The following is a 21853-nucleotide window of genomic DNA, read 5'->3' on the forward strand; positions in this document are numbered from 1 at the left end:
CGACTGAATCTGGCCATCAGGCAGGGAGCCGGCGCAGCCTCGGACGATCATGCCTGCCGAAGCCGGGCTGGTGGAAATTCCGCTATGCCCGATGTGTTACCAGACTATCCAATCCACATACTCTCCGGTATCAGTAATTTCCTGATAGCCGGGAGGCAACATGGAAGCCCAGAGGCGGAGGGAGAAAAACGAGGTGGGGAAGACGAACGAAAAAGCCCGCTTACAGGCGTAAGCGGGCTGGATGGTGGGGGAAGGAAATTACAGGTACTGCACTTCGATCGTGGCCGAGCCGTCGAGGTCGATGTTCTGTGTCAGCGGCAGGTTGGCGCCCTTGTCCAGCACGGCGGTCACGCCAAGGTTGCCGGACATGGTCTTGTAGGAGCCGGGTGTGGTCGTGCCGGTGGCGGCGAAGGACTTGCGGCCGGCGCCGTCGGCGTGGAAGCGGCCATCCCCCGATTTGATCCAGGTGCCGTTGTTGGCTTCGTCGTAGATGACGTCAGGCGTGGCGCCGTCCGCGCTGAACGAATTGGGGATGACGCGAACGCTGTAGGCACCGATGTTCTTGCCGCCTGCTGCGCCCAGGCCGTAGGCATACTTGTCGGTCAGACGCGATTCGATTGCCGTCATCAGGCCGGTGACCACAGTCGAGGCCTTGTTGTCGATGGCGCGGACAGCGACTTTGGTTGCTGCATCGCAAGTGACGGTGAAGGCGATGGTCTTTTCCGCCAGTACGTTCGCTGCCGTGGTGCTCAGGCCCTTGGCGGAGATGGTGCCGTAGTCGACTACGTTGGTGCCGGTGAAGCTCGGAGTACAGGCCGAAGGACGAATGACACCTTTGACCTTCAGTTCGGCGGTATCGGCAGCCTGGGCGGCGAAAGACACCAGCAGGGAAGCAGCCAGGGCGGAGAAGAGAGTGATTTGCTTGGTCATGATCGTTTCCTCAAAGAGTCAGAATGGGTTGAATTCGGTTGAAATCGTTTTGCTTCAGCGCCTTGTGTTTGCTTAAGCAGTGAAGCCATTCTGACGATTTAAGGATCGGATTTATATGAGAAAACTCTCAAAAAACAGAGCGATGAAAAAACGCGACAGCAGGTTTCCGCACCTCGCCGAGAGATGTCTTGCATAGGGGAAACGCTGCAGTTGCCGGCGTGATCGGGGATAATGGAGGTCTTTACCATCAACAAGGACCGTCGTGGCAGTCTCCATCAAAACCGAAAAACAGATCGCCATGATGCGCGTGGCAGGAGGCCTGGCGGCGGAAGTGCTGGAGATGATCGGCGAGTACGTCGTGCCCGGCGTATCGACCGAAGAGCTTGACCGGCGCTGCCATGACTACATTCGCAAGGTGCAGAAAGCCACGCCGGCGAACGTCGGTTATCACGGTTTTCCGAAGACCTTGTGCACCTCGATCAACGCCGTGGTCTGCCACGGCATCCCCAGCACCCGGGACGTGCTCAAGGACGGCGACATCATCAACATCGACGTCACCGTGATCAAGGATGGCTGGCACGGCGACACCAGCCGCATGTATTTCGTCGGTACGCCCAGGCCGGAAGCGGCGCGGCTGGTGCAGACCACGCTCGACGCCATGCTGGCCGGCATCGCCGTGGTACGGCCGGGCGCACGCCTGGGCGACGTCGGCCACGCCATCCAGACGCTGGCTGAAGGCGCCGGCTATTCGGTGGTGCGCGAATACTGCGGTCACGGCATCGGCAAGGTGTATCACGAAGAACCGCAGGTGCTGCATTACGGCACGCGCAATTCCGGCTTGCTGCTGCGCCAGGGCATGACCTTCACCATTGAACCGATGATCAATCTCGGTGGGCGCGCCGTGCAGCAACTCGACGACGGCTGGACCGTGGTCACCCGCGACGGCTCGCTCTCGGCGCAGTGGGAACACATGATCGCGGTGACCGCCGACGGCGCCGAAATCCTGACCCCCTGGCCATCCGCCAAATAATCTCCTGTCCGCTTGCGCAGTCTTCCCGAAGCTGTCCGGGCAACTTCGAAGAGAGCCGGCGCGCGCATCGGTTATCATTTCTTGCCGCACGTCATCCCTCGCCCGCAACTTTCATCCACCGTCCTGACAACGATACTTATCCGCCCATGAAAATTTCCCCGTCGCTGCCGCTGTGGTCCATCGCTTCGCCCATCCTTGGCTGGCTGGTATATGCGGTCAATGCACTGCAACCCGGCAGCTGGTTCATCGCCTTGCTGGTGGCCGGGCTGATGGCCAGCGTGCTGGCTGCGGTGTATCACGCCGAGGTGGTGGCGCACAAGGTCGGCGAGCCGTTCGGCACACTGGTGCTGGCGCTGGCGGTAACGCTGATCGAGGTGGCGCTGATCGTGTCGCTGATGCTGGCCGGCGGGGAGGCGACCACCGGGCTGGCGCGCGATACGGTGTTCGCGGCCATCATGATCATCCTTAACGGCATTGTCGGCATCTGCCTGCTGATGGGCGCCAGCCAGCATCGGGAGCAGTCGTTCGGCCAGCACGGCGTCAGCGCGTCGCTGGCGACGCTGGCGGCGATTGCCGTGCTCACGCTGGTGCTGCCGAACTACACGCTGACAACAGCAGGGCCGTTCTACAGCAGCAGCCAGCTGGCTTTCATCGCGGTGATTTCCCTGGTGCTGTACGGCACCTTCGTCCTGGTGCAGACCGTGCGCCACCGCGACTACTTCCTGCCGCCCAACGCCGCCGGCGATGCGGAAGCGCACGCCGAGCCTCCTTCCAACAAGGTCGCCATCGCCGCCGCCGTGTTGCTGCTGGCCTGCCTGGGCGCCGTGGTGCTGCTGGCCAAGGCGCTGGCGCCGACGCTGGAAGTCGGTCTCGACAACCTGGGCGCACCCAAATCAGTCGTGGGCATCATCATCGCCGCCATCGTCTTGCTGCCGGAAGGACTGGCGGCGGTGCGCGCCGCCCGCGCCAATCGTTTGCAGACCAGCCTCAACCTGGCGATCGGCTCGGCGCTGGCCAGCATTGGCCTGACGATTCCTGCGGTGGCGGTGGTGTCGCTGGCGACCGGCTGGACCTTGTCGCTGGGACTGGATATCAAGTCGACGGTGCTGCTGATGCTGTCGTTCATCGTCGCCGGCTTCTCGCTGAGCACGGGCCGCACGACGGTCATGCAGGGTATGGTGCACCTGGTGATTTTCGCGGTGTATCTGTTTACGACGATCGTGCCATGAGGAAGTGATCAGCGCCGCAAGTGGGCGGCGTCCTTGCGCAGCGGATCGAGCAGCTGGCGCAGCGCGTTGTGATCGAGTTCGTACATGAGTGCAATCAGGCTGCCCAGTTCGCCGCGCGGAAATCCCTCGCGCGCGAACCAGCCCAGGTAATGGCCGGGCAGGTCGGCCAGCAGCCGGCCCTGGTACTTCCCATACGGCATTTCCATGCTGACCAGCTTCAGTAGGGATTCCTGATCCATCGTTATTGCCTCTTCACGGGAATGCGCTGTCGATCTTGACATCGTCATGCCGTGCGACGCAATTGCGTCCCCTGGCTTTTGCGACATACAAGGCGCGGTCGGCTTCTTCCACCAGCTCTTCCGGTTCTCCCGATTTTCCCGATTCTTGCGACGGCTCGATCATGGCTACGCCGGCGCTGACCGTCACGATGGTCAGCGGGCTGGCGGCATGCAGGATGTCGAGCGCGACGATGTCGGCGCGAATGCGTTCGGCAATCAGTGCGGCCGACTCCAGCGTGGTCTGCGGCAGCAGCACCACCAGTTCTTCGCCGCCGTAGCGCGCCACCAGGTCGCCGGTGCGTTGCGGTACTTGCCTGAGCAGCGCGGCGATGCGGCGCAGGCAGTCGTCGCCGGCGCGGTGGCCGTAGATGTCGTTGTACTGCTTGAACCAGTCGACGTCGAGCATGATCAGCGCCACGCTGTCCTTGTTGCGCAGCGCCCGGGCAAATTCCTGGCTGAGCGCGATGTCGAAATGGCGGCGGTTGGCGAGACCGGTCAGGCCGTCCTCCAGCGCCAGGTTCTGCAAATGCCGGTTGAGCTGGTCGAGGTTGTCGCGTGCGACGCGCAACTCGGCTTCGGTTTCCAGGCGCAGCTTGATCTGGCGCAGCAGCCAGTTGCCCAGCAGCGCCAGGATCACGATCAGCAGCAGGATGGCGGCGGTGTGATGCAGCGTGTCCTCGACCCAGCTGTCAAGCACTTCTTCCTTGGACAGCGCAATCGCCACGAACAGCGGAAACTGATTGAAGTGCCGGTAGGCGTTGATCCGGTCCTTGCCGTCGACGGTGGATGGCGCGGTGTGCGTGCCGTGATGATTCTTGGTGACGTAGTCGCGGAAAATCGGCACCTTGCTCAGGTTGTAGCCGACGTACTTGTCGAAGAACGGACGGCGCACCAGCAGTGTGCCGTCATTGAGGCCGAGGATGATGAGACCGTTGTCGCCGATCTTGAAGGTGCTGTAGAAGTTGCGGAAGTAGTCGATGTCGATCGCCGCCAGCACCACGCCGCGGAACCTCCCGTCGGGATAATCGAAGCGGCGCGATACGGTCAGGCGCCAGGCGCCGGCCGGATTCTTGATCAGCGGTCCGATGTAGGGGCCGCGGTCCTTGTGGTCGCGATGATATTGGAAATAGTTGCGGTCGCTGATGTTGCCGCTGAACGGCGTGTCGCTGGAGTCGACCACCGGATTGCCGTCGGCGTCGAGGATGAACACGCCGGCCAGCTGGCTGACTTCCGACACGCGCTTTTGCAGCAGCTTGTGCAGGCGCGGTTTCTGGACGTCGTCGACGCCGTCGGCCTCCAGCCGTTCAACCACGCCGGAGAGGATGATGTCGGCTGCCTTGAACGTATCGTCGCCATGCTGCGCCAGCGCGCGCGCCATGTTGACGATGTTGGTTTCGGAATCGTTGATATGTTCTTCGCGCGCCTTCCATGCCTGCCAGCTGCTGACGGCCAGCAGCGAGACGCAGACGATGAAGAAAAATACCTTCGCCCGGAATACCAGCGGCGCGGTTTCACCTGAATATCGGGATACGATTTTCTTCAATTGCTGCAAGAGGTTCATGACGGATGTTGTGTGGAGAACGCATCTCACACATTGATTATTGTTAACAGGCCTTAAGCGGCTGCATCTTCAATGCTACTAGAAATGCGCGGTAGTTTGTTCTTCTCCGGCAAATAACCGAGGCCCGAGCGACATCGCGTGAATTCGCATTGTCGCAGGGAAAGAATGCCATGCAGTTTTATAATCGGACAGTTCCTTTTATTTCGTCACACTCCTCATGCCGACCTCCCGCGCCGAAGACAAGCAACCGACCCCGCCGATAGAACCGGCGCTGGAGGATTGTTGTCAGAGCGGTTGCGATCCCTGCATCTTAGACATTTACCAGGACGCGCTGGAACGCTACCGCGTGGCCTTGCAGGAATGGCAGGCGCGCCAGCCGCCACCGCCCGTTAAAAAACATTCTCGCAGGCAATAAATTGCCGTTGTCACCTGAGGGTCACAATCCTCAGGTATGTTCCAACGGTGCCGACAGCAGCCGGTCGCAGCCTATTCAGGCATCATCCGATGGAGAAAAAATGAACGACGAAGAACTGGTGCGCCGCATTCATCGCGAGCTTGCCGACAGCTACGACGAAGAGCTGGAACTGGAAATCGAAGATCGTACGATCGAGCAGCTGGCCGGCGGCGTCGACGCCATCAGCGAGCAGGACAAGGCCGATCGCCGGCTGTATTTCCGCGAACTGTTCCGCCTGCAGGCCGAGCTGGTCAAGTTGCAGGACTGGGTGGTCGCCACCGGCCACAAGGTGGTGATCCTGTTTGAAGGCCGCGATGCGGCGGGCAAGGGCGGCGTCATCAAGCGCATTACCCAGCGCCTCAATCCGCGCGTCTGCCGCGTCGCCGCCTTGCCGGCGCCGAACGATCGCGAACGCACGCAGTGGTATTTTCAGCGCTACGTCTCGCATCTGCCGGCTGCGGGCGAAATCGTGCTGTTCGACCGCAGCTGGTATAACCGTGCGGGAGTAGAGCGCGTGATGGGTTTCTGCAGCGACGACCAGTACGAAGAATTCTTCCGCTCCGCGCCGGAGTTCGAACGCATGCTGGTGCGTTCCGGCATTCAGCTGATCAAGTACTGGTTTTCGATCACGGATGAAGAGCAGCACATGCGCTTCCTCAGCCGCATCCACGATCCGCTCAAGCAGTGGAAGCTGAGCCCGATGGATCTGGAGTCGCGCCGCCGCTGGGAGGATTACACCCGCGCCAAGGAGGTCATGCTGGAGCGCACCCACATCGCCGAAGCGCCGTGGTGGGTGGTGCAGGCGGTCGACAAGAAGAAGGCGCGCCTGAACTGCATCCATCATCTGTTGAGCCAGATGCCGTACGGAGAAGTCGAACATGCGCCGATTTCGTTGCCGGAGCGTGAGCGGCACGACGACTACTTCCGCCGCGAAGTGTCGAGCGAGATTCTGGTGCCGGAAGTTTACTGACGGCCGCAGCAACTCGCGCAATCAGTCGCGCATGAAAAACGGGAGCTCTTGGGCTCCCGTTTTTCATTGATGCCGACTGCTTAGCCGGCCTGAAATCAGTTCTCGATCAATTCCGAATCGATCACGCAGTACCGGTTCAGAAATACTTTTTGACGATCTCGCCGAAAGCCTGCTCTGCCGGCATGCCGCCGCGCATCAGCGTGGTGATTTCTTCCGAGTGCTCGCCGATGGTGTCCGGCAAGGTGGCGCGGTTGGCCTTGAAGTATTCGTACTTGTCGCTGTCGACCTGATCCTTGGCACGGGTTGCTGCGCTCGGCGCGCGCGTGGTGCTGGCGCGCTTGACGCCGCCGGTGCTCAGCGTGCGGGTGGTCTTGCTGCCGCCGGCCTTGGCCAGCCTGACCTGATCCAGCGTGAACACGCCGGTGGCGTTGCCCGGCGCGAATTCGCCTTCTTCCGGATGATGCAGGTGATGATTGCCGTCGAAGGCCATCTTCTTGCCGGCAGTGTTGGTCAGTTGATAATGCGGACCGTTGCCCGACGTGACCAGCGCGAACTGGACGCGTTCGCCGTAAATGCCCATCTGGGTAAGGACGCCTGTCAGGTAGGGCGCTTTCAGGGTGTCGATGTTGCCATTCCAGCGTTTGCTTCTTGTCGTAGTCAAAATATGTACTTCCGTAATGATGGCGGCCGCGCGCAAGAGGGATCTCGGGAAAACGGCGATCGGGGCGGCCGGCCTTGAAAAAACAGCGTGACCTGCCATTATCCTCTTCTCGCGCCCAGATTGACAGCGCGACGCAGCAATTTTTGCCGCAAGGGAGCTCCTTGGAAACCGGAAACCCCCGCCCACAGCGCTTTGCAGCCTCGCGATTGATGTCCGGCAATGCTTCCATGCGGCAATAACGGCGTTATAATGCGCCTACTCCGCGCTCGCGGAGGTCGCCCACAAGAAATACACCAAAAACGCACCAAAAACGGGGAATCATGGGATCGGGAAACCACATATATCGCGCATGCGTGCCGGCCGCCTTGTTCATGTACTTCTGCTGCACCGGCAACCTCGCGCATGCGCAGGTGCAGGATTACGTCCAGGCCGGCATCGTCAAGGTCGTCAGCGGCAATGTCCAGGTGCTGCGCCGTGAACAGCCATCGGCCGTGCATGTCGGCGACCGCGTGTTTTCCGGCGACCGCGTGGTCACCGCCGAGGGCGCCGCCGTCGGCATCACGCTGCGCGACGACACCTTGCTGTCGCTGGGCCCCAAGAGCAATTTCCTGCTTGAGCAATACACCTTCGACGCCAGCTCGGGCGAAGGCAACGTCGCCGTGCGCGTCGTCAAGGGTACGCTGCGTTACGTTACCGGCCTGATCGGCAAGCATGCGCCGGAGAGCCAGCGCGTGCTGACGCCGACTGCCACCATCGGCATTCGCGGCACCGACTTCATTGTGGATGTGGCCGATGAATAAGCTGATACAGCAATCCGCCAGGCTGCTGGCGCCGGTCGCGCTGGCGCTATTGCTGGCCGCCTGCGCCGGACCGAAAGAACGTTTCGTGCTGTTGCCGCAGGCGGACGGCTCCTCCAGCAGCATCGTAGTCAAGTCCGGCGGCAGCGAGACCGCACTCACGACGCCGTACGCTTCGGTTGAGACGCAAGCCGGCAAAGCCGGCAAGACGGTCACGCTGAGCGAAGCCGACGTCAGCAAGCGCTACGCGCCGGTGATGGAAAACCTGCCGCTGCGTCCGCGCACCTACGTGCTGCAATTCGAACTCGGACGCGATCGCCTGACGCCGGCATCGCGCAAATTCCTCGACCAGGCGATTGACGAAATCAAGCAATTTCCGGCCGGGGAATTCATCTTGACCGGTCATGCCGACAACATCGGCAACGACGCCTTCAACGACACGCTGTCGGTGCGCCGCGCCAAGCTGGTCGAGAGCGAACTGGTACGTGCCAAAGTCAATCTCATCAGCATTGAAGTGATCGGCAAGGGCTCGCGCGAACCGCGCTTCCCTGCCAAAAAAGGCGTGCCGGAGCCGCGCAACCGCTACGTCGAGATCAAGCTGCGTTAGAAGTCGCACTGAAAACAATGATGAAATGGGTTCCGAGACATGGCCGACATCTACCTCGCGTATTCCCCCGGGACGCGCGCGAATTACTATGGCGACAAACCGCTGGCGCTGTTGCAGGCGCTGGGAACGGTACGCCTGAATGACAGCGAAACGCCGCTGACCCCAACCGACCTGGTGCATGCCGCCGCCGGTTGCGACATCATCGTCGCGCCGCGCATCCCGGCTGCGCCCGCCGAGGTCTTTGATCGTCTGCCGCAACTGGCCGCCTATTGCCGTGGCGCAGTCGATATCCGCAACATCGACGTCGATGCCGCCAGCCGCAACGGCGTGCTGGTCACACGCGCGACGCCGGGTTTTGCCGCCTCGGTGGCGGAGTGGGTGCTGGCCGCGATGTTCGATCTCAGCCGCGGCATCAGCGACGCCGCGCTGGCCTATCGCAATGGCGTCGCGCCCGCCGTCAGGATGGGACGCGAACTGCGCGGCGCCACGCTGGGCGTGGCCGGCTACGGCACCATCGGCCAATACCTGTGCCGGATTGCGCAGGCGCTCGGCATGCAGATCGTCGTCGCCGATCCCTACGCAAACATCACCGAACCGTTGCATGTCGCGACCAGTTTCGACGCCATGCTGGCGCAATCCGATTACGTGGTTTGCCTGGCCCCGGCCACGCCCGAAACGGCGCAACTGTTCAACGCCGCCGCATTTGCCAAGATGCAGGCATCGGCCTTCTTCATCAATGCCTCGCGCGGCGAGCTGGTCGACGAAGCGGCGCTGCTGCTGGCGCTCGACCATGGCGTCATCGCCGCCGCCGCCCTTGACGTTGGCATGGCGCCCGACCAGATGCCGTCATCGCTGCTGGCGCGCCATCCGGGCGTCATCGCCACACCGCATATCGGCGGCCTGACGCCGCAGGCGGCCGAACATCAGGCGATGGATACGGTCAACCAGGTGGCGGCGATTCTGGCCGGCCGCTTGCCCGAGGGCGCGGTCAATGCCGGCAAGGCGCACCGGCTGGCGCGTTTCGCGCCGGCACAATAAGATCAGCGGAGACAGCTCATGACTTCCAGCGCGATACCGGCCGACGCCTGCGACTGCCACATCCACATTTACGATTACACGCGCTTTGAACTGATGCCGACGGCGCCCTCCAGGCCGCCGCAGTCGCTGTGGTCAGATTATCTGCGCGAACGGCAGGCGCTCGGCTTGGGGCGCGCGGTGATCGTGCAACCGACCGGATACGGTTTCGACAATCGCTGTACCCTCGATGCGCTGGAGCAGGCGCAGGGCAGTGCGCGCGCCATCGTCACGGTACCGGCGGAAATTTCAGAAAGCGAACTTGCGGCACTGGACCGGGCCGGCGTGCGCGGCGTGCGTTTCATGATGGTGGCCAACGGCGGCGGCGTGATGCGCCGGGACATGCTGGAGCCGATCGCCGCCAAAATTGCACCGTTGGGTTGGAACATCAATCTGCAGATCGATGGTCGCGATTTCGAACAATACGAAGACCTGCTGAAGTCCTTGCCGTGTCGGGTCGTGATCGACCACAACGGAAAATTCCTCAAGCCGGTAACGCCCGATCATCCCGCCATGCAAAGCCTGTTGCGCTTGCTTGATACGGGACGTTGCTGGATCAAGCTGTCGGCGCCGTATGAGACCTCGCAAACCGGCGCGCCGGATTACGAAGACGTCGGCGCACTGGCGCGCACTTTCGCGCGCGAGTTTCCCGAGCGCTGCCTGTGGGCCAGCAACTGGCCGCACCCCGGCCGCAATCCGCAACCGTCCAATCGCGCGCTGCTCGACCTGTTGCCGGCATGGGCGCCGTCGGCCGAAGTGCGCACGCGCATCCTGGTCGACAACCCGGCGACGCTTTACGGGTTCTGAGCGAAGCTGAAAATGGGAGACGGCGCAATTGCCGGAATGTCAGCCTGATGTTCATCAAAACTGTCGGGGTCATCCAGCGGCCATGCCAGCGACAAGGGCGTCAACTGCACGCCGAAACGCGCGGCGGTGGTTTCCACTCCCTGCGGCGCACAGTCTCGCGTCATCAGGTCGGCCATAGTGGCCGGCACGCCGCGCAGCGCTGAAAACTGTTCCGCACTCACGCACCGCAGCGGCACCTCGCGGCCGTTGACCAGCTGCGCCAGTTCGGCCAGGCTGTATTCTTCCGGACCGCCGAGTTCGTAGATCCCGGCATCGCCTGCGCCCAGTGCGGCGGCTTCGGCGATGGTGGCGACGTCGCCGAGATTGATCGGGCTGCAACGCTGCCCGCCGTCGCCGGCCAGCAAGACCGTCTCGCCCGGCACGCGTTGCTGCAACGACAACTCGAACGGCAAGGGATGCGGACTGCCGCGCACCACCGGACCGATGCGGAAGATCACGCTGTTGTGCAGCCGCGCCAGCACATTTTCGGCCAGGCCCTTGGCCTTCAGATGCCAGTTGCCGGCCCCGGCGTCGGCATCGACGTGCGAAAAATACACCACGCGCGTATCGCGCTTGCCCACCGCCGCCGCGATGCGCTCGGCGGTGTCCACCATGCCTTGCCGATAGGAGTGCCAGTCGTCGGAACAGGAGCCTGATGTGCCGGTCAGCAACACCACTGCATCGGCTTCGGCGATGACTTCAAAACTGCGTTCGCTGTGGGTCCAGTGAGCCACAGTTTCGTCGGCCGCCAGCCGGGCCGGTTCACGCACCAGCGACTGCGTCAGCTTTTCTAATTCCGCAGCATGCGCAGCCGCGTCCGGTTTTGTTGTCATGTGATCGTGAGGGTGATCGTGAAGTGAGTGACACGGCGACCATGCGCATTGCCGTGGTGCACTTCCGAAGCCTTGGATTATAGCGGCACGTTATCACTATTGCATGGTTGCCTTTCGGTCATATTGTCTTAATTTGTGCTCCTTCCTGACGCAGAGTTGACAAAAGGCCTGACAAAGCATCGCTCACCTTCGGTTTGAAGCCATTTCGCTGTGATACGCTGGACCGATAACAATAATTCAACGCCCGCGCACACCGGCGCGGAAATGAAAAGCAGTACGGGAAAAGGAGACGGCCATGAAGAACTACAGGATAGGTGTACGGCTCGGTATCGGTTTCGTGGCGATGCTGATGTTGATGGCGGTCATGGTGGGCATCGGCGTTTGGCGCCTGCAAGGTATCGGCGACGCCACCGACGACATGGTGAAAAATGCCCTGCAGAAAGAACGTACGGCCAATCAATGGCACGCCGCCATCAAAGAGAATGGCGTACGCACCTTCGCCGTGATGCGCAGCGAAGATGCGGAATTCCAGAAGTTCTTCCAGGCTCAGATCGACAACGAATCGAAGCGCATCAGCGTAGTGCAAAAGCGCGTCGAAGCGGCAGTCACTTCTCCCGAAGAAAAGCAGCTGTTCGACAACGTCGGCAAACTGCGTACGGCGTATCGCACCGCGCGCGAAGATATTTTCAAGATGAAGGCGGCCGGCAAGGTGGAGGAAGCCAAACAGCTGACCAACACCACGCTGGTCAAGATGATGGACGAGTACGCGAACAGCGTGCTCAAGTATGCCAACTATCAGACCCAGGTCATCGACGATGCCGCCGGCGACATTTACCAGAGCTACCAGTCCGGACGTACGCTGCTGCTGAGCCTGGGCCTGATCGAACTGGTGCTGGGCGGCCTGCTGGGCTGGCTGCTGACGCTGAGCATTACGCGTCCACTCAACGAAGCGGTGAGCATCGCCGAGACGGTGGCTTCCGGCAACCTGACCTCGCACATCGACGGCAGCGGCAAGGATGAAACCAGCAAGCTGTTGCAGGCGCTTAAGACCATGAACGACAACCTGCTCAATATCGTCGGCGAAGTGCGCAGCGGCACCGATACCATCGCCACCGCCTCCAGCGAAATCGCCACCGGCAACCTCGACCTGTCGGCACGCACCGAAAGCCAGGCCGGCGCGCTGGAAGAAACCGCTTCCGCGATGGAGCAGCTGACCTCGACCGTGAAGCAGAACGCCGAAAACGCGCGCCAGGCCAACCAGCTCGCCGTTTCGGCATCCGAAGTCGCGGTCCAGGGCGGCAGTGTGGTCGGCCAGGTGGTCGACACCATGGGCGAGATCAACGAGTCATCGCGCAAGATCGTCGACATCATCAGCGTGATTGACGGGATTGCTTTCCAGACCAACATCCTGGCGCTGAACGCCGCCGTGGAGGCCGCGCGCGCCGGCGAACAAGGCCGCGGCTTCGCCGTGGTGGCGTCGGAAGTACGCAGCCTGGCGCAACGCTCGGCTTCGGCCGCCAAGGAAATCAAGTCGCTCATCGACGATTCGGTCAACAAGGTCGGCTCGGGTACGCGTCTGGTGGAGCAAGCCGGCAAGACCATGACCGAAGTGGTGGCGAGCGTCAAACGCGTCACGGACATCGTCGGCGAAATCAGCACGGCCAGCCAGGAACAGAGCGACGGCATCGAGCAGGTCAACCGCGCCATCACGCAGATGGACGAGACCACGCAGCAGAATGCCGCGCTGGTGGAGCAAGCCGCCGCAGCGGCGCAATCGCTGCAGGATCAGGCCAGCACGCTGACCCAGGTGGTGAGCGTGTTCAAGCTGGACAATACCGGCGTGACGGTCAAGCCGGCGCTGCGCACACTGGACATCACGCCGCAGCGCAAGCCGGCAGCACGACTGCGGCCGCCGATCTCGTGGCGCTGTCGCAGTCGGCCGCCAGCGCCGCGCTCAATGAACTCGAGAACACGCTCGCCGTGCAACTCTTCGATCGCGTCGGCAAGCGCCTCATGCTCAACGACAACGGCCGCCTCCTATTGCCGCAGGCGCAGCATCTGCTCGACGCCGCCAACACCATCGAACAGCAATTCCTGACGCCCGACCAGGCTGGCGCCGAATTGCGCGTCGGCGCCAGCACCACCATCGGCAGTTACATGCTGCCGCAAATGGTGGCCGCGTACCGGCGCGACCATCCGCAGCTGCGCGTGCGCGCGCTGGTGGCCAACACCGCCGACATCGTCGACGCCGTCAGCAATTTCGAGGTCGATGCCGCGCTGATCGAGGGACCGTGCCATGCCAGCGACGTCGACGTCGAGCCGTGGATGACGGATGAACTGATCGTGGTTGCTTCGCCCCGGCATGCGCTGGCGGCGCAGGGCAGGCGACTGACACTGAAGATGTTGAGCGAGGCAGACTGGCTGTTGCGTGAAGCCGGGTCCGGCACGCGCGAAGCGGTCGAACATGCTCTGCTGCCTTACCTGCATCACTTGCCGTCGGCCTGCGAGTTCGGCAATTCGGAAGCGATCAAGCGCGCCACCGCCGAAGGCATGGGCATCAGCTGCCTGTCGCGCGCGGTGGTTGCGGACTTGCTGGAGTCGGGACGGCTGATCGAATTGACGACGCCGTTGCCGCCCTTGCGCCGTCATTTCTACATGGTGCGCAACAGGTATCGCGTGTTGTCGGTGCGGCTGGCGGCGCTGCTGGATTTTTGCCGCGACTGGGCGGTGCGTCACGAGCAGCACCCGGGCTGAAAACTCAGGCGCGCGTCGCTGCGGGAAAGCGCACTTTCACCAGCAAGCCGGCATCGTTGGCGCCATCGGCCAGGATGATCTCGGCGCCATGCGCCGACGCGATGTCGCGCACAATCGACATGCCCAGGCCTGCGCCATGCGGGTTGACGAGCTGTGCTGACGGTGCGCGGTAGAACGGCGCGAACACGCGCTCGCGATCGGAGGCCGGGATTCCCGCGCCGGTGTCTTCCACTTCCAGCACTGCGTGCGAATCTGCGGCGATTTTCTGGTATCCCACACGCACCGCGATACGGCCGTCGGCCGGCGTGTAGCGGATCGCGTTATCGAGCAGGTTGACCACCAGTTCACGCAGCAGCAACGGACTGCCATCGATCAGGACATCGCCGGCGGCATCGAAGGAAAGATCGATGCGCTTGGCCACGGCGTTCTGTGCGAGTTCGAGCGCCACCTGGCGTGCGGCGTCGGTGAGCGAAACCGGACCGATACCGCCTTCGACCGCGCCATGTTCAGCACGCGCCAACGTCAGCAGGCGATTGGCCAGGTGCACGGTGGAGTCGGTGGTGCCGGCAATGCTTTCGACCAGCTCACGCAAAGCCCGCGGATCGCCGGGCGTGCGGTCGAATTCGCGCAACGCCAGTTCGGCCTGCGTCTTCAACACCGTCAGCGGCGTGCGCAACTGATGCGAGGCGTCGGCGATGAAACGGCGCTGTCCGGTGATCAGCGTCTGCAGGCGTTCCATGTAGCCGTTCATGGCCAGCACCAGTGGGCGCACTTCCTTGTGCACGCGTGCCGGGTCAAAATCAGACAAGTCGGTCGGCGCGCGGGATTCGACCTCGCTGCGCAACTGCATCAGCGGCCGCAGCACGAAGCGCACCGCAAACCATACCAGCAAGGCGGCCACCGTCACCAATACGCCTTGCCGCCACATGGTGTCGAACAGGATCTTGCGCGTCATGCCGCGGCGCGCGTCCATGGTTTCACCGACCTGGATCAGCGCGATGCCGCGCATCGTATCGTCGTAGACCGGCTGGTAGAGCGCGGCGATGCGCACCGGCTGGCCGTGATATTCGGCCTGGTAAAAACGCACCAGCGCCGGATAGGCTTCGGAACGCTTGACGTTGGCCGGCAACGGCGGCAAGTCGTCATAGCCGGACACGAACTCGCCCTTGACGCCGGTCACCTTGTAATAGATGCGGCCCAGCGTGTCGGTCTCGAAACTGTCGAGCGCCACGTAGGGCACGTCGGCCACGACCTGGCCGTTGACGACGGATACGCGCTCGGCCAGCGCGCGCGTCGATGCGAGCAGCGAACGATCGTAGGCGATGTCGGCCACTTCCAGTGCGTTGTAATACACCGAGACCGCGTCGAGAGCGACCAGGATCAGCAGCGGCACCAGTAGCCAGCGCATCAGCTGGCTGCGCAGGCTGCCGAGGCTACCCGGTCCCGCGGCGGCGTTGCGTATCATCCGGCCGCTTGCAGCAGGTAACCGAGGCCGCGCAAGGTGGTGATGGATACTCGGCCTTCATCGACGGCGTCGAGTTTCTTGCGCACGCGATGGATATAGATTTCGATGGCGTCGACGTTGGCGTTGTCGTCCAGCGAGAACACTTCCTGGAACAGTTTCTCCTTGGCGACGGTGCGGCCGGCGCGCGTGATCAGCGTCTCCAGCACGGCGTGTTCACGCGGTGTCAGCGCCAGCATCGCGCCGCCATAGGTGAACATGCGCGACACCGTGTCGAAGCTCAATGCGCCGCACTGGATAGTGACCGCTTCATTTCCTTGAGCGCGTCGCAGCAGCGCCTTCACACGCGCTTCCAGTTCCACCAGCTCGAAGGGTTTGGCGAGGTAGTCGTCGGCGCCGAGATTGAGGCCGTTGACGCGGTCGTTGAGCCCGCCGCGCGCGGTCAGGATCAGCACCGGCGTGCGGCTGCCGCGTGCGCGCAGGCGCTTCAGCACATCGAGGCCATCCATCTTCGGCAGCGTCAGGTCGAGGATGACCAGCGCGTACTCCTGCGTCAGCAGCAGGCTGTCGGCGTCATCGCCGTTGTTGGCGCATTCGACGGTCAGGTGCGCATCCTGCAGCGCCTTGGAAATCCAGCGGGAAAGTTCGACATGATCTTCAACCAATAGAATGCGCATGATGCAGATACCGAATGAGAAGCGAAATGACGGAAACACATGAAATCGCAGTGCAGTGCAACAAGGAGACCCGCATGAAAAAAATCAGCCCGGCCGGCGCTGCGATGCAACGGATAGTTGCGGATGCTAACAGAAGCGCGGCCTTTGCAATAGCGGCTTTGCAGCCGGTGGTGCAAAGCTTTAACAACACTGAAAGCCGAATGAAAGTTTGGCCGCGTAGCATCCGCCCACATAGTCAAATCAAAAATAATAATAACCAGACATCGGAGACACGGCATGAGCCATCGCACTTGTTTGCGCACTTATTTTTGTACTTGTTTTCGTGCTGCCGGCAAAAGTACTTTCCCGTATTCGCTGCACCGCGTGGCTGCCATTTCGCACGACGTCTGACGGCTGTCATGAACTCGTTCATCCGGCGTCATCTGTTGACGGCGTGCGCCTTGTTCATCGGCGCTGCCGGACTGCATGCGCCGGCGGCGCAGGCGGCGCGTGCGGTGGAATGCATCGTGCCGGCCAAGCCCGGCGGCGGAATGGACGGCGCTTGCAGGATGATCCGCAAAGCCTTGCCGCTGGCCACAGAGGACGCGCCGGTCAAGATCAGTTACCTGCCCGGCGGCATCGGTGCGGTGGCATGGAGTTCGGTGGTGTCGCAGCGCCGCGGCGGCGCCGACACGTTGGTGACGTTTTCGGGCGGTTCGCTGCTCAACCTGGCGCAAGGAAAGTATGGCAAGGCCGCCGTATCCGACGTGCGCTGGCTGGCCGGCGTCGGCGTCGACTACGGCATGATCGCCGTGCGCAGCGACGCACCATACAAGAACCTGCGCGAGCTGATCGACGCCATGCGCAGCGAGCCGGGCAAGATCACTGTTGGCGTCAGCGGTACGGTCGGCAGCCAGGACTGGCTCAAGGTGGCGATGATCGCGCGCCGCGCCGGCGTCGATCCGCGCAACTTCCGCTTCGTCGCGCTGGAAGGCGGCGGCGATTCATTCACCGCCCTGCAGGCGAATCACGTGCAGGTGATTTCAGGCGACGCTTCGGAAGCGGCTTCGTCTGCCAAGGATGGGAAATTTCGCGTGCTGGCGGTGTTGTCCGAGCAACGCCTGCCGGGTGTGCTGGCAGAGGTACCGACCGCGCGCGAGCAAGGTTTCGATGTGGTGTGGCCGATCATTCGCGGCTTCTACATGAGCGCCCATGTCAGCGACGCCGACTATCAGCGCTGGGTGGCGGTGTTCGACCGCACCATGGCGACCGACGAATTCAAGCGCCAGCGCGCGACCGCCGGACTCTATCCATTCGCCATGACCGGCGCGCCGCTGACCGACTACGTCCGCAAGGTGGTTGAGCAATATCGCAAGCAATCGCAGGAACTGGGGTTGGTCAGATGACCGCTCCGTCTTGCTTCTGAATAACTGAAGAGGAGATTTCGCATGTTCGTAAAACGCCGCATCACGATCGCACTGGCGCTGGCCGGTTTGTCCTTAAGCGCATTGGCGCAGAGTCCGTCTGGCTATTCGGCTGATTACGCCAAGGTAGTCGAGGCGGCGAAGAAGGAGGGCAAGGTCGTGGTCTACAGCACCACTGATTCCAAGGCGGCCGAAGCGCTGATCCGGGATTTCAGCGCGCTGTATCCGGCCGTGAAGGTGGAGTACAACGACATGAATTCCACTGAGGTCTATAACCGCTTCATCTCCGAAGCCGCCGCCGGCGGCGCGACCGCCGACGTGATGTGGTCGTCGTCGATGGACCTGCAGATGAAGCTGGCGTCGGAAGGTTACGGCCTGGCCTACAAGTCGCCGGAAGCCGCTGCCGTCCCGGCCTGGGCCAACTGGAAGGACACCGCCTACGGCACCACCTTCGAGCCCACTGCCATCGTCTACAACAAGCGTCTGGTGCCGGAGGCCGAAGTGCCGGCCACGCACGCCGACTTCACCAGGCTGCTGACCACCAAACTCGACAAATACAAGAACAAGGTCACCACCTACGACATCGAAAAATCCGGCGTCGGTTTCAGCCTGATTACGCATGACCTGAAGCTCAATCCGCAATTCTGGGACTTCGCCAAAGCGCTCGGCGGCGTGGCGGTGCGCGTGCAGTCCTCCACCGGTACCATGCTCGAACGCATCTCGTCGGGCGAAAACCTGATCGGCTACAACATCCTGGGTCCCTATGCATTGACCCGGGCCAAGAAGGACCCGTCGATCGGCATCTCCTTCACCAAGGACTACAACCTGGTGCTGTCGCGCGTGATCTTCATCAACAAGTCGGCCAAGAACATCAACGCCGGCAAGCTGTGGCTGGACTACATTCTGTCCAAGCGCGGCCAGACCATCATCGCCAATGACGCACAACTGTTCGCGATCCGCGGCGACGTCGTCGGCTCGACCACCTCGGCTGAACTGACGAAACAACTCGGCGCCGCCCTGAAGCCGATGCCGGTCAACACCGACTTGCTGGAATACCTGGACCAGACCAAGCGCCTGGCCTTCCTCAAGCAATGGAAGGACGCGGCCGGCAAGAAGTAAACGCCGGCAGCGACAGGTCCTGATCAACCCGGCGTGCAGCCGGGCGGCCTTTCAGCAACATTTCTCACGTAATACCCGTCATGGGCGGCGCAACTGTTGCGCCTCCCAGGCCCCCGGCTTGTCTGAATTTTCGAGATGCCGGGGGACACGGGCGGCTTCATCACCAGAAACGGCAGGTTCCCATGCAAACACTTTCTTCCACTCCCGGCGCCTTGCCGATACGGCGCGCCCGGTTCCGCCTGAACTGGCCACGCGGCGTCGTGGTCGCGCTGGCGTCGCTGGCCATCTTCGTGCCGCTGCTGCTGATTTTTTACCAAAGCTTCTTGTCGGCGCCGTTCTTCGCGCCGGTCAAGACGCTGACGCTGGATTCGTATCGTTTCATCTTTGACGACCCGGATTTTCGCCAGGCCTTCGTCAATGGCTTCTATCTCGCCTCCGGGCTGGCGCTGATCGCCGTGCCGCTGGGCGGCATGCTGGCCTTCCTGATGGTACGCACCGATCTGCCGGGACGCGCCTGGATTGCGCCGATGCTGCTGGTGCCGATCTTCGTCTCGCCGATGGTGATCGCCTTCGGCTACGTGGTGTCAATGGGGCCGGTCGGGTTCTATACGGTGTGGGTGCGCAACCTGCTGTCGGTGGTCGGTTTTGAAGGCGACCCGTGGAATGTGTATTCCTTCCCGGCCATCGTCGTCATCGCCGGCCTGACGCACGTGCCGCACGTTTACCTGTACGCGTCGGCGGCGCTGAAGAGTCTCGGTTCGGATGTCGAGGAGGCCGCGCGTGTCGCCGGCGCATCGCCGCTGCAAGTCGCGCTCAACGTGTCGCTGCCGATGATCATGCCGGCGCTGGCGTATTCGGGCGTACTGGTGTTCTTCCTCGGGTTCGAAGTGTTCGGCCTGGTGCTGGTGCTCGGCGATCCGGAAGGCCACCTGGTGCTGGCAACCTATCTCTACAAGCTGACCAACAAGCTCGGCACGCCCTCGTATCACCTGATGGCGGCGGTTGCGGTCTGCCTGGTGGCGGTGACGATGCCGCTGGTGATGTTGCAGCGGTGGCTGCTGAAGTCTGCCAACAAGTACGTTTCGATCAAGGGCAAGGGTGCGCGCCAGAAAGCGCTGCCGCTCGGCAAGTGGCGCTGGATCGCGTTCACGCTGATCGCTTTCTGGCTGCTGTTCACCGTGGTCGTGCCGCTGTCGGGCATCGCCTTGCGCACCTTTGTGTCGCACTGGGGCGACGGCGTCAGGTTGATGGAAGTGCTCACGCTGCAAAACTTCCGCGACGTCTGGAGCCAGCCTTCGCTGGTGCGCGGCATCGTCAACACGGTGTTGATCGGTGTCATCGGCGGCGCGTTCGCAGTGGTGTGCTACAGCGCGATTGCGCTGGCGATGCATCGCAAGAACGACGGCGTCACGCGCTTCCTCGACTACAGCGTGCTGGTGCCGCGTGCGGTGCCGGGCTTGCTGGCCGGCCTGTCCTTCCTGTGGGTATTCCTGTTCGTACCGTCGTTGCTGGATAACTTCCTCAAAGGCTTCGATAACGACGTCGCACGCTGGCTGGTCGACAGTTTCATCCCGCAGTTGCGATCGCTGCGCTCAACCATCTTCTCGGTATGGCTGGCGTATTCGGTGGTGTGGATGGCCTACGGCCTGCGCCTGATCACGACGGCCTTGCTCCAGGTCGGTCCTGAACTGGAAGAGGCGGCGCGCGCGGTCGGCGCGCAACGTGGCCAGGTCACGCGCGACGTCACGCTGCCGCTGGTGAAGTACGGTCTGCTGGGCGCATGGCTGATGGTGTTCCTGATCTTCGAGCGCGAGTACTCGACCGGCGTCTACCTGCTGTCGCCGGGCACCGAAGTGATCGGTTCGATGATCGTTTCGATGTGGGCGGCAGGCGCGGTGGAGCTGGTGGCGGCGCTGTCCTTCATCAACATCACGCTGGTGGCCATCGGCCTCGGCATCGCCCTGCGCTTCGGCATCAAGCTGCACGACTAACTCATCGGCTCCGTCATTCACTACACGAGGCCGCGGCAAGAGCGTCGCGGCCGGCAATCAAAGGAATCATCATGTCAGAACTCACCGTCAACGACCTCCACCTCGACTACGGCAGCGGCGCCGGCGCCAATCCGATTCTCAAGGGCGTCTCCATGCAATTGCAGCGCGGCGAAGTGGTTGCCTTGCTGGGCCCTTCGGGCAGCGGCAAGACCACGCTGCTGCGCGCCGTCGCCGGGCTGGAGTCGCCCAAGGCCGGCACCATCGATATCGCCGAGCGCCGGGTGTTCGACGGCGCGCGCAATTATGAAATGCCGGCCGAGGAACGCAACCTCGGACTGGTGTTCCAGTCGTACGCGCTGTGGCCGCACAAGACCGTGTTCGACAACGTCGCCTACGGTCTCAAGCTGCGCAGGATGGGCGGCACGGAGATTGCAGAACGCGTCAAGACCGTGCTGTCGCAACTCGGCCTCGGCCATCTCGGCGAACGTTTCCCGCACCAGCTCTCCGGCGGCCAGCAGCAGCGCGTCGCGATTGCGCGTGCGCTGGTCTACAACCCGCAGGTCATTCTGCTTGACGAGCCGCTGTCCAATCTCGACGCCAAGCTGCGCGAAGAAGCGCGCGCTTTCCTGCGCGAACTGATCGTGCGGCTCGGTTTGTCGGCGTTGATGGTCACCCACGATCAGGGCGAGGCGATGGCGATTTCGGATCGCATCCTGCTGCTCAACAACGGCAAGATCGAACAGCAGGGTACGCCGCAGAGCATGTACCAGACGCCCGACACCTTGTTCACGGCGGAGTTCATGGGCAGCAACAATCGTCTCAAGGGCAAGGTGCTGCAGCGCGACGGCCAGCGCGTCACCTTGCAGGTCGAAGGCGGCACCGTGGTCGCCAGCGCACGCGGCGGCAATACCGGCAACGAGGCCATCGGCATCATCCGCCTCGAACAAGTCCGCATCGCCGACCACCAGACCGACAACGCCATTCGCCTGCCGCTTTCCACGTGCATGTACCTGGGAGATCGGTGGGAGTGCCTGTTCAAAGCCACGAGCGCGGACAGCACGACAGTCGGCTTGCGCGCCTACGCGCCGCACAAGCTGGAGCAGGGCGAGTACTGGCTCACATTGCCGGAACAGGCGCTGTGGGCCTTCTGAGAACCTGCTCATGATCTTACTGCGAG

The 21853-nt window shown here is 62.5% G+C and carries 20 protein-coding genes and 1 pseudogene; 14 read left to right on the forward strand and 7 right to left on the reverse strand.

The genetic code is table 11. From position 1 onward, the window contains the following. Positions 1 to 258: 258 nt before the first annotated feature. The gene (locus F506_RS02715; protein WP_053195226.1) at positions 259 to 930 is read right to left on the reverse strand and encodes a DUF1120 domain-containing protein; all 672 of its coding nucleotides are present in this window, start codon (positions 928 to 930) and stop codon (positions 259 to 261) included. Positions 931 to 1192: 262 nt separating this feature from the next. Here F506_RS02715 and map point away from each other — a divergent pair, with 262 nt between their 5' ends. Both map and F506_RS02725 read left to right on the forward strand, forming a co-directional pair. Then, positions 1193 to 1960 carry a type I methionyl aminopeptidase gene (gene map / locus F506_RS02720; RefSeq protein ID WP_053195227.1) on the forward strand — a complete coding sequence of 256 codons (768 nt, stop codon included), beginning with the start codon at positions 1193 to 1195 and terminating at the stop codon, positions 1958 to 1960. A 146-nt stretch (positions 1961 to 2106) separates the two neighbouring features. Next, positions 2107 to 3189: a calcium:proton antiporter gene (locus tag F506_RS02725; protein ID WP_053195228.1), complete on the forward strand. Its 1083-nt coding sequence runs from the start codon at positions 2107 to 2109 to the stop codon at positions 3187 to 3189. Between the two features lie 8 nt (positions 3190 to 3197). Here the strand turns inward: F506_RS02725 and F506_RS02730 are convergent, their stop codons facing one another. Next, entirely contained in the window at positions 3198 to 3428 is a 231-nt protein-coding gene (locus F506_RS02730; protein ID WP_053195229.1) for a DUF3820 family protein, read from the reverse strand. Positions 3429 to 3441: 13 nt separating this feature from the next. Beyond that, positions 3442 to 5028, reverse strand: a complete 1587-nt coding sequence (locus tag F506_RS02735) for a sensor domain-containing diguanylate cyclase (protein ID WP_053195230.1) — start codon at positions 5026 to 5028, stop codon at positions 3442 to 3444. Between the two features lie 217 nt (positions 5029 to 5245). Here F506_RS02735 and F506_RS22505 point away from each other — a divergent pair, with 217 nt between their 5' ends. Next, positions 5246 to 5443, forward strand: a complete 198-nt coding sequence (locus tag F506_RS22505; RefSeq protein ID WP_083457546.1) for an oxidoreductase-like domain-containing protein — start codon at positions 5246 to 5248, stop codon at positions 5441 to 5443. A 100-nt stretch (positions 5444 to 5543) separates the two neighbouring features. Beyond that, complete coding sequence (gene ppk2 / locus F506_RS02740) at positions 5544 to 6452, forward strand: polyphosphate kinase 2 (RefSeq protein ID WP_053195231.1); 909 nt, start codon at positions 5544 to 5546, stop codon at positions 6450 to 6452. A gap of 136 nt (positions 6453 to 6588) precedes the next feature. On the opposite strand, the gene F506_RS02745 is transcribed toward ppk2, so the two are convergent. After that, entirely contained in the window at positions 6589 to 7113 is a 525-nt protein-coding gene (locus F506_RS02745; protein ID WP_053201184.1) for a hypothetical protein, read from the reverse strand. Between the two features lie 320 nt (positions 7114 to 7433). Between F506_RS02745 and F506_RS02750 the strand changes: the two genes are divergently transcribed. From F506_RS02750 to F506_RS02765, 4 genes are read left to right on the forward strand one after another with little or no spacing between them, the layout of a single operon-like run. After that, positions 7434 to 7913 (forward strand): FecR family protein, encoded by a 480-nt coding sequence (locus F506_RS02750; protein WP_235471353.1) that lies wholly within the window; start codon positions 7434 to 7436, stop codon positions 7911 to 7913. Next, the gene (locus F506_RS02755) at positions 7906 to 8517 is read left to right on the forward strand and encodes an OmpA family protein (protein WP_053195232.1); all 612 of its coding nucleotides are present in this window, start codon (positions 7906 to 7908) and stop codon (positions 8515 to 8517) included. The genes F506_RS02750 and F506_RS02755 overlap by 8 nt, the downstream gene beginning before the upstream one ends. Positions 8518 to 8556: 39 nt before the next feature. Then, positions 8557 to 9555 carry an NAD(P)-dependent oxidoreductase gene (locus F506_RS02760; RefSeq protein WP_053195233.1) on the forward strand — a complete coding sequence of 333 codons (999 nt, stop codon included), beginning with the start codon at positions 8557 to 8559 and terminating at the stop codon, positions 9553 to 9555. A gap of 18 nt (positions 9556 to 9573) precedes the next feature. Further along, positions 9574 to 10398 (forward strand): amidohydrolase family protein, encoded by an 825-nt coding sequence (locus F506_RS02765; RefSeq protein ID WP_053195234.1) that lies wholly within the window; start codon positions 9574 to 9576, stop codon positions 10396 to 10398. Here the strand turns inward: F506_RS02765 and F506_RS02770 are convergent. After that, positions 10386 to 11270 carry a Rossmann-fold NAD(P)-binding domain-containing protein gene (locus F506_RS02770; protein ID WP_053195235.1) on the reverse strand — a complete coding sequence of 295 codons (885 nt, stop codon included), beginning with the start codon at positions 11268 to 11270 and terminating at the stop codon, positions 10386 to 10388. The genes F506_RS02765 and F506_RS02770 overlap by 13 nt on opposite strands. A gap of 295 nt (positions 11271 to 11565) precedes the next feature. On the opposite strand from F506_RS02770, the pseudogene F506_RS02775 reads away from it, so the two are divergent. Both F506_RS02775 and F506_RS02780 read left to right on the forward strand, forming a co-directional pair. Continuing rightward, positions 11566 to 13105: pseudogene (locus F506_RS02775) on the forward strand (methyl-accepting chemotaxis protein); the annotation flags it as partial. 85 nt (positions 13106 to 13190) lie between these two features. Then, positions 13191 to 14024, forward strand: coding sequence for a LysR family transcriptional regulator (locus tag F506_RS02780; RefSeq protein WP_144423977.1), 834 nt, complete (start codon positions 13191 to 13193; stop codon positions 14022 to 14024). Positions 14025 to 14028: 4 nt separating this feature from the next. Here the strand turns inward: F506_RS02780 and F506_RS02785 are convergent, their stop codons facing one another. Both F506_RS02785 and F506_RS02790 read right to left on the reverse strand, forming a co-directional pair. Next, a complete protein-coding gene (locus tag F506_RS02785) occupies positions 14029 to 15489 on the reverse strand; it encodes a sensor histidine kinase (RefSeq protein ID WP_053195236.1) in 1461 nt (486 codons plus the stop codon). Further along, the gene (locus F506_RS02790) at positions 15486 to 16163 is read right to left on the reverse strand and encodes a response regulator (RefSeq protein ID WP_053201188.1); all 678 of its coding nucleotides are present in this window, start codon (positions 16161 to 16163) and stop codon (positions 15486 to 15488) included. The genes F506_RS02785 and F506_RS02790 overlap by 4 nt, the downstream gene beginning before the upstream one ends. Positions 16164 to 16561: 398 nt before the next feature. Here F506_RS02790 and F506_RS02795 point away from each other — a divergent pair, with 398 nt between their 5' ends. The 4 genes from F506_RS02795 (at position 16562) to F506_RS02810 (ending at position 21827) form a co-directional block, all read left to right on the forward strand. Continuing rightward, the gene (locus F506_RS02795; RefSeq protein ID WP_144423978.1) at positions 16562 to 17548 is read left to right on the forward strand and encodes a Bug family tripartite tricarboxylate transporter substrate binding protein; all 987 of its coding nucleotides are present in this window, start codon (positions 16562 to 16564) and stop codon (positions 17546 to 17548) included. 42 nt (positions 17549 to 17590) lie between these two features. Further along, complete coding sequence (locus tag F506_RS02800) at positions 17591 to 18685, forward strand: ABC transporter substrate-binding protein (RefSeq protein ID WP_053195237.1); 1095 nt, start codon at positions 17591 to 17593, stop codon at positions 18683 to 18685. Positions 18686 to 18867: 182 nt separating this feature from the next. Beyond that, positions 18868 to 20676 carry an ABC transporter permease gene (locus tag F506_RS02805; protein WP_053195238.1) on the forward strand — a complete coding sequence of 603 codons (1809 nt, stop codon included), beginning with the start codon at positions 18868 to 18870 and terminating at the stop codon, positions 20674 to 20676. A 71-nt stretch (positions 20677 to 20747) separates the two neighbouring features. After that, positions 20748 to 21827: an ABC transporter ATP-binding protein gene (locus F506_RS02810; RefSeq protein WP_053195239.1), complete on the forward strand. Its 1080-nt coding sequence runs from the start codon at positions 20748 to 20750 to the stop codon at positions 21825 to 21827. The last annotated feature ends 26 nt before the right edge of the window (positions 21828 to 21853 follow it).

The sequence above is a fragment of the Herbaspirillum hiltneri N3 genome (genome assembly GCF_001267925.1).
Taxonomy (GTDB): Bacteria; Pseudomonadota; Gammaproteobacteria; order Burkholderiales; family Burkholderiaceae_D; genus Herbaspirillum; species Herbaspirillum hiltneri.